This window comes from Paraburkholderia sp. CNPSo 3076, from assembly GCF_026343935.1.
GTDB classification, from domain to species: domain Bacteria; phylum Pseudomonadota; class Gammaproteobacteria; order Burkholderiales; family Burkholderiaceae; genus Paraburkholderia; species Paraburkholderia nodosa.
The window spans coordinates 1-12596 of sequence record NZ_JAPMAL010000015.1 but is presented as its reverse complement, the minus strand read 5'-3'; the positions used below and the strand labels follow the sequence as shown (position 1 = coordinate 12596).

Sequence of the window (12596 nt, the reverse complement as noted above, 5' to 3'; positions counted from 1 at the left end):
CCACGCGGTTTGCCAGGGGGGCAGGCTGCTTTCGAGGATCACGCATGTCCAACATTTTCTCGATCGGTCTGAGCGGCCTGCAGGCGGCGCAGATTGGGATCACGACAACCGGCGAGAACATCAGCAACTCGACGACCGCGGGCTACACCGTCGAGAAGCCGGTGTACCAGGAATCGGCGGGCCAGTACACGTCGAACGGCTATCTCGGCAGCGGCGTGACCACCGCCACCGTGCAGCGCGCCTACAGCCAGTACCTCACGACGGCCGTCAACAATGCGCAGACGGCCAGCAGTTCGTACACGGCTTCGTACAACCTCGCCACGCAGCTCTCGAACCTCGTGGGCAGCCCGACCTCGGGCATCGCCACCGCGATCACGAACTTCTTCACGGGCCTGCAGAACGTCTCGAATTCGCCTTCGGATACCGCAGCGCGGCAAACCGTGCTCTCCGACGCGCAGACGCTCGCGACCCAGATCAACGCCGCGAGCCAGCAGTACGACTCGATGCGCCAGAGCGTGAACACGCAGCTCACGAGCTCGGTCTCGCAAATCAACACCTACACGCAGCAGATCGCGAGCCTCAACGCGCAGATCACGTCCGCGAGCTCGGGCGGCCAGCAGCCGAACCAGCTGCTCGATCAGCGCGATCAGGCCGTGGCGAATCTCTCGAAGCTGGTCGGCGTTCAGGTCGTGCAGGGCAGCACCGGCTACAGCGTGTTCCTCGGCAACGGCCAGCCGCTCGTGGTGAGCAGCCAGAGCTACAACCTCGGCACGCAGCCGTCGAGCAGCAACCCCTCGGAGCTCGACGTGACGTGGCAGGGCCTGAACGGCGCGAGCCCCGCATCGCAAGGCACGCCGCAGGTCCTGTCGTCAGCCGCGCTGCAGGGCGGCACCGTGGGCGGCCTGGTTTCGTTCGTCTCGAGCACGCTCGATCCGGCGGAGTCGCAGCTGGGCGCGATCGTGACGAGCTTCGCCGCGCAGGTGAACTCGCAGAACGCACTCGGCCTCACGCTCTCGGGCGGCGCGGGCGGCAATCTGTTCACGGTGGGCAACCCGCTCGTCACGGCCAGCTCGACGAACCCCGACGCGCAGACCACGGTCAGCGCGACGCTCACGAACAGCACGCAGCCGCTCACCGATAACTACAAGCTGAGCTACGACGGCACGAACTGGAACCTCACCGACACGACGACGAACTCGCTGGTCGCGACCCAGCCGAACGGCACCGCGCCGATCACGATCGGCGGCTTCTCGATTACGCCTTCGGGCACGGTGAGCGCGGGCGACTCGTTCATGATCCAGCCGACGGCCGGCGCGCTCGCAAGCTTCTCGGTCGCGACCAGTGACCCCGCGGCCATCGCGGCGGCCACGCCGGTCGTCGTTTCGGCGTCCACGACGAACGCAGGCACGGCCACCGTGACGCAAGGCGCGGTGGGCACGGGCTATTCGACGACGAATCTGCCGGTCAAGCTCACGTACAACTCGACGGCGGGCACGCTGACCGGCCTGCCCAACGGCACGACCGTCACGATCACGACGCCGGGGTCGACCACCACCAGCACCGTGACGATCAACAGCGCCGCGACGCCGCCGGTGACCGGTGTGCCCTATGACCCGACCACGGGCGCAACCTACACCATCACGAACCTCACGGATTCGACGGGCGCGAACGGCACTGCGACCAACGTGAGCTTCACGATGACCGGCACGCCCTCGAACAACGACACGTTCACGGTGGCGGGCAACAAGAGCGGCACGCAGGACGGCCGCAACGCGCTCGCGCTCGCGAAGCTCACGTCGAGCACGGCGTACACGGGATCGACCACGCTGACCACGGCGTATGCGAACTACGTCAACTCGATCGGCAACACCGCTAGCCAGCTGCAGGCGTCGAACACGTCGCAGCAGTCGCTCGTGACGCAGCTCACTTCGCAGCAACAGTCGGTGCAGGGTGTGAACCTCGACGAGGAAGCCGCGAACCTGCTGCAGTATCAACAGCTCTATCAGGCCAACAGCAAAGTGATCCAGACGGCGGCATCGCTATTCCAGACCCTGATCGGCATTTTCCAGTGAGGCGCTGACCCATGCGTATCGCGACTTCCCAGATTTTTTCCTCCAGTCTGTCGACGATGGAGAACCAGCAGTCCCAGCTCCTCCAGGTCCAGCAGCAGATCTCGACCGGCGTGGCGATTTCGAACCCGGCCGACAATCCGCTCGGCGCCGCGCAGGCCGTGACGCTTTCCGCGACGAGCGCGACGCTCACGCAGTACTCGTCGAACCAGACCACGGCGCTCACCGCGCTGCAGCTCGAGGACACGACGCTCTCGAGCGTGACGAGCACGATGCAGAGCATCCACTCGCTCATCATCGAAGCGCAGAACGGCTCGCTCACGGACCAGGCGCGCCAGGCGATCGCCCAGCAGATGCAAGGCGACCGCGAGCAGCTGCTCACGCTCGCCAATACCACGGACGGCGCGGGCAACTACATCTTCTCGGGCTTCCAGAGCACCTCGCAGGTGTTCTCGAACAAGTCGGGCGGCGGCGTGACCTACAACGGCGACGCGGGCCAGCGTGTGATGCAGGTGGCCGGCACGCGCAACATCGCGGTCGGCGACACGGGCACGACGGTGTTCCAGAGCGTGCAGGCCGTGGGTTCGGCCAACGTGGCCTCGGGCAGTTCGTCGAACACGGGCACGGGCGTGATCAGCGGCGTGACGGTGACGGACCCGACCAAGGCGACCAACAACGACAACTACTCGATCGCGTTCGCGACCGACGCGACCACGGGCGCGCTCACCTACACGGTGACCGACAACAGCGTCAGCCCGGCGACGACGACGACGCCGGCCAACTACACCGCAGGCAATGCGATCTCGCTCGGCTCGGGCATGAGCGTGACGATGTCGGGCACGCCCGCCGCGGGCGATTCGTTCTCGGTCACGCCCGCCACGGCGTCGCAGAACACGGACGTGTTCGCGAGCATCGACAGCATCATCGCTGCGCTGAATACGCCCACGAGCGGCTCCACCGCCGCGGTCGCCAACCTCAACAACGCGCTGAACACCGGCCTCACGCAGATCGGCAACTCGCTGTCGAACGTGATCACGGTGCAGGCTTCCGTGGGCGGCCGCGAGCAGGAAGTGAAGGCGCTGCAAACGGTCACGTCGACCAACTCGCTGCAGGTCACGTCGAACCTCTCCGACCTCACGAGCACCGACACGGTGGCCGCGATCAGCCAGTTCGAGCAGCTGTCGAACGCGCTCACGGCTTCGCAGAAAAGCTTTGCCGCCACGCAGAATCTCTCGCTGTTCCAGTACATCAATCCTTGATCACGAGGCACTGAGCGGTCGAAAAAAAGGCGGACTTCGGTCCGCTTTTTTATTGCCCTGCACGCGCGGTGCGAAGCCGGTTTTAACCGTGCGGCCGCAGTGCGGCCGCCACGCGGCCCATCTGGTCGATGCCGCTGTCGAACAGGCGCGCGAAGTAGGGAATCAGGTTCGGCATCATGAGCTGGATGAGCAGCAGGCCCACGAGCATCGTGAGCGCGAAGCCAATCTGGAAGATACCGATCTGCGGGGCCGCGCGGTTCAGAATGCCGAGCGACAGATTGGTGATGAGAAGCGCGACCACGACCGGCAGCGAGAGCAGCAGGCCAGAGGTGAGGATCGTCGTGCCATAGTTGGCGATCAGCTGCCAGCCCGAGGCGCCGAGCACGCTCGCCGTAACCGGCAGCGTCTGGAACGTGGCGACGAGCGCCGCGATCATCTGCAGATGGCCGTCGAACGCCAGGAAGGCGAGCATCGCCATCATGTTCAGCCACGAGGAGAGTGCGGGCGAGCTGGTGTTGGCCTGCGGGTCGAAGAAGCTCGCGAAGCCCAGGCCCATGCCGAGACTCATCATGTCGCCCGCCGCGGTGACGACCGCGAACACGAGCTGCATCGTGAAGCCGAGCGCCACGCCGATCAGGAACTGGTTGACGAGGATCCACACGCCCTCGGCGGAAAACACCGTGACCTGCGGCATGGCGCCGAGCGTGGGCGCGACGATCAGCGTGATGAAGCCCGCGAGGCCGATCTTCACGCGCGTCGGCACGGAGCGGTTGCCCACCACGGGCGCGACCGCCACGAGCGCCAGAATGCGCGTGAACGGCCAGAGGAAGGCCGTGAGCCAGGCGTTGAGCTGCGCGTAGGTGACCGTGAACATCGTGTGCCGGAAGAGTTGCGCCGAACGCGCAGGGGGCGGCCGGGGCTGCGCCTAGCCCGCGAGCTGCGGAATGCTCGTGAAGATGCGGTGCATGTAGTCGAGCATCGTCGTGAGCATCCACGGGCCGGCGATCACGAGCGTGACCGCGATGGCGGCCAGCTTCGGGATGAATGCGAGCGTGGATTCGTTGATTTGCGTGGCCGCCTGGAAAAGGCTCACCACCAGACCCACCACGAGCGCGACGAGCAGGAGCGGCGCGGCAAGCAGGAGCGCCACATACATCGCCTCGTGGGAGAGCGTCATGACCATTTCGGGCGTCATGTCTGTGTCCTCAGGTAAAGCTCTGCGCGAGCGAGCCGATCAGCAGTTGCCAGCCGTCCACCAGCACGAACAGCATGAGTTTGAACGGCAGCGAAATCGTCGAGGGCGAGACCATCATCATACCCATCGACATCAGCACGCTCGCCACCACCAGGTCGATGATGAGAAACGGAATGAAGACCGTGAAGCCGATCTGGAAGCCCGTCTTCAGCTCGCTCGTGACGAACGAGGGCACGAGCAGCGTGAGCGGCACGTCCTCGGGGCCCTGCATGGGCGCCGCGTGCGAGATGCGCGCGAAGAGCGCGAGGTCGGACTCGCGGGTCTGGCGCAGCATGAAGGTCTTGAAGGGGGCGACACCGCGCGTCACGGCGTCGTCCATCGAAATCGTGCCGGCCGCGAACGGCTTGTAGCCGTCGTTGTAGGCCTTGTCGAGCACCGGCGACATCACGAACAGCGTGAGAAAGAGCGCGAGGCCCACGAGCACCTGGTTGGGCGGCGTGGTCGTCGTGCCGATCGCCTGGCGCAACAGCGAGAGCACGATGATGATGCGCGTGAAGCTCGTCATCATCAGCACCATCGCCGGCAGGAACGACAGCATCGTGAGCAGCAGCATCGTCTGCACGCTCAGCGAGTAGGTCGTGCCGCCGTTGGGGCCCGGGCTCGTGTTGAAGGCGGGCAGGCCCGCCGGCTGTGCCGCCTGGGCGTGCGCGAGGTGCGGCAGCGCGAGGGCGAAGGCGCCCGCGCCGAGCATCAGCGCGAACGGGAGCGCCGTTCTGGCGATCTTCGCGAGGGTAGCCGCGCGCGCGCGGACATCGCCGCCTGCGTTCGGCGCATGAAGGGAACTGCCGTGCATTTACTGCGCTCCGCCGTCGTGACGCATGAAACGCGCGTTGATGCGTTTGTTCGCCTCGCTTTTCAGCGCGTCACGAAAGCGCTGTGCGAAGGTGCCCGAGAGGGCGGGGGCGTTGGGAGCGGCCGCCGCGGCGCCTGCGGGAAGTTCGCCCGCGGGCAGCGTGTGGAGCAGGCGCACGTTGCCGGGCGCGGCGCCCAGCACGAGCCAGGTGTCGCCGATCTCGACTACGGCCACGCGCTCCTTGCCGCCGAGCGAGGCGCCGCCCACGGTCTTCACGAGCGCGTTCTTCGGACCGCCTTGCAGGCCGAGACGCCGCGCGAGCCAGGCGCAGCCGAACACCACGGCGATCACGAGCGCCAGACCCAGCACCGTCTGCACGACCGCGCCGAAGCCGAGCGAGGGGACCGCGCTGCCGGCGATCACGGCGGAGGCGCCGGAAGCACCCGACGCCGCGCGCGTGGCTTCGTTGACCGCCTGAAGGTCGGCGGCTCGCGCGCTCATGACCGCAAAAACGGCGGCGCCGGCGAGCGAGAGGTGTACGGCGAGGCGCCACGAGAATCGCAGCACGCGCGCGCCGCGGGACTTCCGCGTGCGCTGCGTGCTGGTGCCAGAAGCGGCGCCGGGAACAGCCTGGGGTTTCATCGGTTCAGCTTCCGGATCCGCTCGGACGGCGTGATGATGTCGGTGAGACGGATGCCGAACTTGTCGTTCACGACCACCACTTCGCCCTGGGCGATGAGGCAGCCGTTCACGAGCACGTCCATCGGCTCGCCGGCCATGCCGTCGAGTTCCACGACCGAGCCCTGCGCGAGCTGCAGCAGGTTGCGGATGGCGATCTTGGTGCGGCCCAGCTCCACGGTCATCTGGACGGGAATGTCCAGAATCATGTCGATGTCGTTGGCCGTCCTGGTCGAATCGACCTTCGAGAGCGGCTGGAACACGGCCGCCGGTTGCGCGGCGGGCGCTTCGTTGCTGTTCTGCTCCGCAAGCGCGCTCGCCCAGTCGTCCATCGAGTCGCCGCCCGCTTCCTGCACCGCGGCGTCGAAACCCGGGTCGAGCACCGGCTCGTCTGCGCTCGTGCCGTTGATGTCACTCATATCCACCTTCCTTCATCGTGTCGGCTGCGCTGATCATCTTCTGGACCCGCAACGCGTATTGACCATTGAAAATTCCGTAGCCGCACTCCATCACGGGCACGCCGTCCACCTTGGCGGTGATGTGCTCCGCGATGTTCATGGGCAGCACGTCGCCCTTCTTCATGTTCAGGATCTGCTCGAACGTGACGGGCACCTGCGCGAGGTCGGCCGTGAGCTCGACTTCGGCGGCCTGCACCTGCTGCGAGAGCACGCGCACCCAGCGGCGGTCCACGTCGAGCACTTCGCCTTGCAGCGGCGAGGAGAGCACGTCGCGGATCGGCTCGATCATCGAGTAGGGCATGCAGATGTGCAGCGTGCCGCCCGTCGGCCCGAATTCGATCGAGAACTGCGTGACGATCACGATCTCGTTGGGCGTGGCAACGTTTGCGAACTGCGTATGCATTTCAGAACGCACGTATTCGAACTGCAGCGGCCGCACGCTTTTCCACGCGGACATGTAGTGCTCGAACACGAGATTGAGCAGCTTGCCGATGATGCGCTGCTCGGTCTGCGTGAAGTCGCGGCCTTCCACGCGCGTGTGAAAGCGCCCGTCGCCGCCGAACAGGTTGTCCACGACGAAGAACACGAGGTTCGGGTCGAACACGAACAGCGACGTGCCGCGCAGCGGCTTCACGTGTACGAGGTTCAGGTTCGTCGGGATCGGCAGGTTGCGGGTGAACTCGCTGTACTTCTGCACGCGCACCGGACCGACCGAGATTTCGGCGGTGCGGCGCATGAAATTGAAGACGCCGACGCGCAACAGGCGCGCAAAGCGCTCGTTGATGATTTCGAGGCCGGGCATCCGGCCGCGAACGATACGTTCCTGCGTCGCGATGTTGTAGGGCCGAACGCCCTTGTTATCGGAGCCGCCCGAATCGGAGTCGACTTCGCCGGTGACGCCTTTGAGGAGGGCATCGACCTCCTCCTGGGACATGAACTCGTCGTGACCCATCGTCATGATGACTGGCCCTCCATCGCGGGAATCATGTCAGCCACGCTCACTGGACGACGAATTCGGTGAACAGCACGTCGTCGACGTGCATCGGCTTCTCGTTCGCGCCCGCAGGCTGAGAGATCAGCACGGCGAGTTCCGTGGCGAGCGCCCGCTTGCCGTCGAGCGGCGCGAGATCGGACGGATGCTTGTTCGAGAGCGCGAGCAGCAGGCGGCTGCGGATCTCGGGCATGCGCGCGACGAGCGCGTCCTGGGTGGCCTGGCTGTCGAGCTTGAGCGTGAGGCCGATGCGCAGGTAGTGCGATTCGCCGTCGTCGGACTGCAGGTTGACGGTCATCGGCTCGAGCGCGTAGTAGACGGGCGCGGCCGGCGGCGCGGCGGCCGGCGTGGCCGGCGCGCTCGCCGCGTGGCGCGACATGAAGAACCACGTCGCGCCGCCCGCCGCGGCGGCGGCGAGGATCGCAATGAGCGCGATGACGATAATGCGCTTCATCGGTCCGGGTTTCGCGCCCTGGGGCGCGGCTTGCTGGGATGCGGTGGTGGTCGCCATGTCGAAAAGTCAGCCTGGATGCTTGCAAGGGTCCGGGGCACCGACCTGGTGGTCAGTCCGGGCATGCTGCATTGTTCCGGCTTTTGCCTTTCAGCGATGGGAGGAATAGACGGGGGAATTCCGGCTATCTCGTGGTTTTGTTGCGCGTCGCGGCAAGCCGCTTGCACGAGGCGCGATGTCAGCGCACGCAGCCGCTGGGCGCGGCTGCGCTGCCCGAACGCGCCGAACGTGCCGGGCAGTTCGGGCAGGGTGAGGAGAAAGGGTCAGGCGAACGTGTCGATCAGACCGACGGAGCGCGTCGTGACGCTCGTGACGCTGCTCGTGTCGTCCACGGCGTCCGCCGCGGCGAGCGTGCTGCCCGAGCCCGAACCGGAACCGGAACCGCCGGAGCGGCCCGAACCGCGGCCGTCCTGCTGCGCCTGCTGGTTCATCTGCCGCGAGAAGCCGTCGCTCACGCTTGCGCTGCCAAGGCCGATGCCGTTTTGCTCCATCGCCTCGCGCAGCTTCGGCAGGGCCGCCTCGACGGCCTCGCGCACCTGCTGGTGCTGCGAGACGAAGAGGGCGTGGGCGTGGGTGTCCGAGACCTGCAGTACGACCTGGAGCGGTCCGAGGTCCTTCGGATTGAGCGTGAGTTCCGCCGATTGCTGGTGCGCGTTCGAGAGGAACACGACCTTCTGGCTGAGCGCGTCTTCCCAGGCGTTCGTGCCGACCTGCGGCGTGATCGACGCGGAAGCGGCGGCCGCAGCCGCCGGATTTGCGGTTGCGCTGGCCGCCTGGGCGGCCTGGGCCTGCGCGGCCGTCGCGGCGGCGACCGCTGCGGCCTGGGTCGCGGAGAGCGCGTCGGTCGTCGCGGTGCTCGCCGTTGCGTCAGTCTGCGTGGCGGCGCCTGCCTGCTGCTGCGCCGCTGCCGTGAGCGCGTCGGTGGCGCCCTTTGCGGCGTCGGTCGCGGTGGTCGTGGCGCCCTTGGCCGCGTCGGCGCTCGCGCCGCTGCTCGCGGCCGTGCTGAACGCCTTGCTTTGGGCGGTCGCGCTCAAATGCGAGGCGAAGCTGCTGACGATGTTCGAACCCGAGCCCGTGCTGGACGTGGTTGCGCCATTCGCCGCCGAGCCGGCCGTGCCGGCTGTGTTCGTCGCATGCGTGGCGAGCGCACCCGCGCCGCCGCGCAGCTGCGCGAGCGCGGCTTGCAGGGCGTCGTGCACCGACTTCGAGTTGCCGCTCGCGGCGCTGCCGGTGGCCGTGCCGTCGCCTGCCGCCCCGGCGGCGGCCGTGGCGGCCGCTGCTGCAGCGGCGGACGCGACGCCGGCGAGCGTGCTGTCGCTGCTCGTCTGGCTGCCATCGGCGTTCGCGGTGGTGCTCGTGTCGTCCTGGGTCTGCGGGCCCTGTTGCGCCTGCTGGGCCTGCGCCGCGGCGGCTTGCGCGCCCGCGTCGGCGGCCTGCTTTTGCTGGACACGCGCGGCGGCGGCGCGGCGATCGGCGCCCGGCGTGCCCTGCGAGGCCTGGCTCGAGTTCGAGCTAGAGTTAGAGGTCTGCGAGGTGCTGCTGCTGCTTTGCGAGGCGCTGCTGCTCGACGCGTTCGAGTTCGACTGCGCGGACGCATTCGATTGCGCGCTTTGCGCCGCCTGGGCGTTCTGGCTGGCCTGCGCGCTTTGTGCGTTCATCTGCTGCTGCAGCGTCTGCGCGAAGCCCTGGCTGGCGGCATCTGCCTGGCTGATGGAGTTCGACGCCGTGTTCGACACGGCGTTCGATGCGGAATTGCCCGTCACCGCGTCGGCGGCGGCGCCGAGCAGCGAGGAAACGGTAGAGAGGAGCGACATGCTGGCGGCCTCGAAAACGTGTTACGGATGTTGCGACGTTCGCATGCGCGTCACGCGGGCGGCATGCTCGTCGGCGTCGCGCTGTTCGCGGCGGGCCTCCTTGCTGGCCTGCACATCGTCGTGGCGGGTTTGCAGGACTTCGTACGAGCCGAGCTTCTGCTTGCTGCGCTGCCACTCGGGCTTGGCGGCGTCCACGCGCGCGGTGGCCTGCTCGAGCAGGCGCCGCTGCTGTTCGATCGCCGCGTCGAGCGTGTCGATGAACGCCTGGAAGTTGCGCACGTTGCCCGCGGCCATGCCGCTGCGCGCCGATTCGGTGAAACGCGTGTGGTACTCGTCGCGGTAGGTGATGAGCGCCTCAAGCTGCTTTTCGACCTCGACGCGCTCGCGCTGCACGCGGCCGAGCTTTTGCGTGGCGGCGTCGACGTCGTCTTGCGCGAGGCCGATCAAGGTTTGCAGCGCGGTCTGTTTCGTCATGTCCTGGCTCCGATCAGCTGGCCGAGCATCTCGACGCTCTGATCATAGTTCGCGGTTTCGCGAAAACCCTGCTGAAGAAAGGCCTCGATGCGCGGATACAGCGCGATCGCGCGGTCGAGCACGGCGTCGCGCCCGCTCACGTACGCACCCACGTTGATGAGGTCGCGGTTGCGCTGGTAGCGCGAAAGCATCTGCTTGAGCGCGCGCGTCTGGTTCAGATGCTGGTCGTCGATCAGCGCGGTCATCGCGCGGCTGATCGAGGCCTCGATGTCGATGGCCGGATAGTGCCCCGCTTCGGCGAGCGCGCGAGAGAGCACGATATGGCCGTCGAGAATCGCGCGCGCCGAGTCGGCGATCGGGTCCTGCTGATCGTCGCCTTCGGTGAGCACGGTGTAGAACGCGGTGATCGAGCCGCCGCCCTCGGGGCCGTTGCCGGTGCGCTCGACGAGCGCCGGCAGCTTGGCGAACACCGAAGGCGGATAGCCCTTGGTCGCGGGCGGCTCGCCGATGGCGAGCGCGATCTCGCGCTGCGCCATCGCATAGCGCGTGAGCGAGTCCATGAGCAGCAGCACGTGCTTGCCCTGGTCGCGGAAATATTCGGCCAGCGACGTCGTGTACGCGGCGGCCTGCAAGCGCAGCAGCGGCGAAACGTCGGCAGGCGCGGCCACGACGACCGAGCGCGCGAGGCCGTCAACGCCGAGGATCTGCTCGATGAATTCCTTGACTTCGCGCCCCCGCTCGCCGATCAGGCCGATCACGATGACTTCCGCGCTGGTCGCGCGCGCCATGGTGCCGAGCAGCACCGATTTACCGACGCCCGAGCCCGCGAAGAGGCCCATGCGCTGGCCGCGCCCGACCGTGAGCAGCGAGTTGATCGCGCGCACGCCCACGTCGAGCACCTTGTGGATCGGCTCGCGGTTCAGCGGATTGATGACGGGCGCGGTGAGCGGCGCGTCGGCTTCGGTGTTCAAGGGGCCCAGGCCGTCGAGCGGGCGGCCCGAGGCATCGACCACGCGGCCGAGCATGCCCCAGCCCACCGGCAGGCGCTTCGCGCCCGCCTTCGGGTCGGCGATCGGCGCGGTCTCCAGCGGCCAGACGCGCGCGCCGGGCAACAGGCCCGCGACTTCGGTCGTCGGCATCAGGAAGAGCTTGTCGCCGCCGAAGCCGACCACTTCCGCTTCGGCCATCGGCAGCGAGCTGCCCGGCGGCAGTTCGATCATCACCTCGGCGCCCACGGCGAGGCGCAGCCCCACGGCTTCGAGCACGAGGCCCGCCGCGCGCGTGAGACGCCCGCAGCCGCGCAGCGGCAGGGCGAGCGCATTGCGCTCGCGCACGCTGCGCAGTTGCGCGTTCCACGTGGTCAGGAACGGGTTGGCCGGGTCGTAGTTCGCCGGCGGCACGTAGGGCGCGGGCGGGACTTCGGCCGCGACCGGCGCGCCGTGATCCGTCAGGCCCGTCAGGCCCGGCGGCGCATCGGCCGTGTCCGCGGCAAGCGCGGCGTCGATCGCGTTGATCGCGTCGACGGCGCCCAGCTCGCGTGCCTCGCGCCCGGTCGGATTGCGCGGGATGTCGAGGTCGCCCACGAGCAGCGCGCCAAGCTGCGCGGGGTCGCTCGCGAGCGGGCCGAACGAGGCGAGCGCGAGTTCCTGCTCGAGCGGCGTGAGACCGCCCGTGTGGATGGTCTGATGGCTCGGCGGCTGGGGGTGGTTCACCATGGCCGTGCCTTGCCGAGCGCGGCCGTCACGCGCTCCCAGCGCGTGCGGATGCTGGCGTCGGTTTCGCCCGTCGCGGCCTGCGCGCGGCAGCCGCCGCGCTCGATCGTCGGGTCGGTGCGCACGCTCCAGCCGCGCGCCTGAAGGTTGTCCAGCAGATAAGCCTCGACGATCGGCAGATCGGCGGGGCTCACCACGAGCTGCGGGGACCCGGCGAGCTGCGGCTCGGCCACGAGCACTTCGCGCGCGACCGCGACGAGCGCCGTCGGGTCGTGCTGAACGTGCTGGCGCACGACCTGCTGCGCGATGTCGAGCGCGAGTTCCACGAGCGTCTCGGCCACGCCGGCCTGCGCCGTTTCGAGCGCGTCGCTAAAGCGGCTGGCGAGCGCCGCGAGCTGCGCCGCTTGCGCGCGCGCCTCGGCCTGGCCCTGCTCGAAGCCCTGCTGGCGGCCCTGTTCGTGCCCGGCCTGATAACCGAGCGCCTGACCCGCCACGTGGCCGGAGCGCAGCCCCTCCTGGTGGGCCGCGTCGCGCAGCGCGTGGAGCTGGGCCTCGAACGCGGCAGTCTCGTCGGGCGTGGGC

At 68.1% G+C, this 12596-nt stretch carries 13 protein-coding genes; 2 read left to right on the top strand and 11 right to left on the bottom strand.

From position 1 onward, the window contains the following. Nucleotides 1–44: 44 nt before the first annotated feature. Together flgK and flgL are read left to right on the top strand one after the other, a co-directional pair. Nucleotides 45–2072: a flagellar hook-associated protein FlgK gene (flgK, locus tag M3A49_RS18190; RefSeq protein ID WP_266229977.1), complete on the top strand. Its 2028-nt coding sequence runs from the start codon at nucleotides 45–47 to the stop codon at nucleotides 2070–2072. Nucleotides 2073–2083: 11 nt separating this feature from the next. Further along, nucleotides 2084–3328: a flagellar hook-associated protein FlgL gene (gene flgL, locus M3A49_RS18185; protein ID WP_266229976.1), complete on the top strand. Its 1245-nt coding sequence runs from the start codon at nucleotides 2084–2086 to the stop codon at nucleotides 3326–3328. Between the two features lie 82 nt (nucleotides 3329–3410). On the opposite strand, the gene fliR is transcribed toward flgL, so the two are convergent. From fliR to fliH, 11 genes are all read right to left on the bottom strand, one after another. Next, nucleotides 3411–4202, bottom strand: coding sequence for a flagellar biosynthetic protein FliR (gene fliR / locus M3A49_RS18180; protein ID WP_266229975.1), 792 nt, complete (start codon nucleotides 4200–4202; stop codon nucleotides 3411–3413). A 51-nt stretch (nucleotides 4203–4253) separates the two neighbouring features. Then, nucleotides 4254–4523: a flagellar biosynthesis protein FliQ gene (gene fliQ / locus M3A49_RS18175; RefSeq protein WP_028203375.1), complete on the bottom strand. Its 270-nt coding sequence runs from the start codon at nucleotides 4521–4523 to the stop codon at nucleotides 4254–4256. A gap of 10 nt (nucleotides 4524–4533) precedes the next feature. Then, the gene (gene fliP / locus M3A49_RS18170; RefSeq protein ID WP_245623582.1) at nucleotides 4534–5274 is read right to left on the bottom strand and encodes a flagellar type III secretion system pore protein FliP; all 741 of its coding nucleotides are present in this window, start codon (nucleotides 5272–5274) and stop codon (nucleotides 4534–4536) included. A gap of 102 nt (nucleotides 5275–5376) precedes the next feature. Beyond that, nucleotides 5377–6018: a flagellar biosynthetic protein FliO gene (gene fliO, locus M3A49_RS18165; protein WP_416338973.1), complete on the bottom strand. Its 642-nt coding sequence runs from the start codon at nucleotides 6016–6018 to the stop codon at nucleotides 5377–5379. Beyond that, nucleotides 6015–6473: a flagellar motor switch protein FliN gene (gene fliN, locus M3A49_RS18160; RefSeq protein ID WP_028203378.1), complete on the bottom strand. Its 459-nt coding sequence runs from the start codon at nucleotides 6471–6473 to the stop codon at nucleotides 6015–6017. The genes fliO and fliN overlap by 4 nt, the downstream gene beginning before the upstream one ends. Then, nucleotides 6466–7464, bottom strand: coding sequence for a flagellar motor switch protein FliM (gene fliM, locus M3A49_RS18155; protein ID WP_254358122.1), 999 nt, complete (start codon nucleotides 7462–7464; stop codon nucleotides 6466–6468). The genes fliN and fliM overlap by 8 nt, the downstream gene beginning before the upstream one ends. A gap of 46 nt (nucleotides 7465–7510) precedes the next feature. Beyond that, on the bottom strand, nucleotides 7511–8014 hold the full coding sequence (fliL, locus tag M3A49_RS18150) for a flagellar basal body-associated protein FliL (protein ID WP_254358105.1): 504 nt from the start codon (nucleotides 8012–8014) through the stop codon (nucleotides 7511–7513). Nucleotides 8015–8277: 263 nt separating this feature from the next. Beyond that, nucleotides 8278–9828, bottom strand: coding sequence for a flagellar hook-length control protein FliK (locus tag M3A49_RS18145; protein ID WP_266229974.1), 1551 nt, complete (start codon nucleotides 9826–9828; stop codon nucleotides 8278–8280). Between the two features lie 21 nt (nucleotides 9829–9849). Continuing rightward, complete coding sequence (gene fliJ, locus M3A49_RS18140) at nucleotides 9850–10302, bottom strand: flagellar export protein FliJ (protein ID WP_266229973.1); 453 nt, start codon at nucleotides 10300–10302, stop codon at nucleotides 9850–9852. After that, nucleotides 10299–12017 (bottom strand): flagellar protein export ATPase FliI, encoded by a 1719-nt coding sequence (gene fliI, locus M3A49_RS18135; RefSeq protein ID WP_266229972.1) that lies wholly within the window; start codon nucleotides 12015–12017, stop codon nucleotides 10299–10301. Before fliI ends, fliJ begins: the two co-directional genes overlap by 4 nt. Then, nucleotides 12011–12596: flagellar assembly protein FliH (fliH, locus tag M3A49_RS18130; protein WP_266229971.1), on the bottom strand; the 586-nt coding region annotated here is incomplete at its 5' end. The genes fliI and fliH, both read right to left, overlap by 7 nt.

Coding starts and splice junctions, on each gene's coding strand:
- fliO (WP_416338973.1), bottom strand. CDS start 6,018: ATGAAACCCCAGGCTGTTCCCGGCGCCGCTTCTGGCACCAGCACGCAG.
- flgK (WP_266229977.1), top strand. CDS start 45: ATGTCCAACATTTTCTCGATCGGTCTGAGCGGCCTGCAGGCGGCGCAG.
- fliJ (WP_266229973.1), bottom strand. CDS start 10,302: ATGACGAAACAGACCGCGCTGCAAACCTTGATCGGCCTCGCGCAAGAC.
- fliL (WP_254358105.1), bottom strand. CDS start 8,014: ATGGCGACCACCACCGCATCCCAGCAAGCCGCGCCCCAGGGCGCGAAA.
- M3A49_RS18145 (WP_266229974.1), bottom strand. CDS start 9,828: ATGTCGCTCCTCTCTACCGTTTCCTCGCTGCTCGGCGCCGCCGCCGAC.
- flgL (WP_266229976.1), top strand. CDS start 2,084: ATGCGTATCGCGACTTCCCAGATTTTTTCCTCCAGTCTGTCGACGATG.
- fliP (WP_245623582.1), bottom strand. CDS start 5,274: ATGCTCGGCGCGGGCGCCTTCGCCCTCGCGCTGCCGCACCTCGCGCAC.
- fliR (WP_266229975.1), bottom strand. CDS start 4,202: ATGTTCACGGTCACCTACGCGCAGCTCAACGCCTGGCTCACGGCCTTC.
- fliQ (WP_028203375.1), bottom strand. CDS start 4,523: ATGACGCCCGAAATGGTCATGACGCTCTCCCACGAGGCGATGTATGTG.
- fliM (WP_254358122.1), bottom strand. CDS start 7,464: ATGGGTCACGACGAGTTCATGTCCCAGGAGGAGGTCGATGCCCTCCTC.
- fliN (WP_028203378.1), bottom strand. CDS start 6,473: ATGAGTGACATCAACGGCACGAGCGCAGACGAGCCGGTGCTCGACCCG.
- fliI (WP_266229972.1), bottom strand. CDS start 12,017: ATGGTGAACCACCCCCAGCCGCCGAGCCATCAGACCATCCACACGGGC.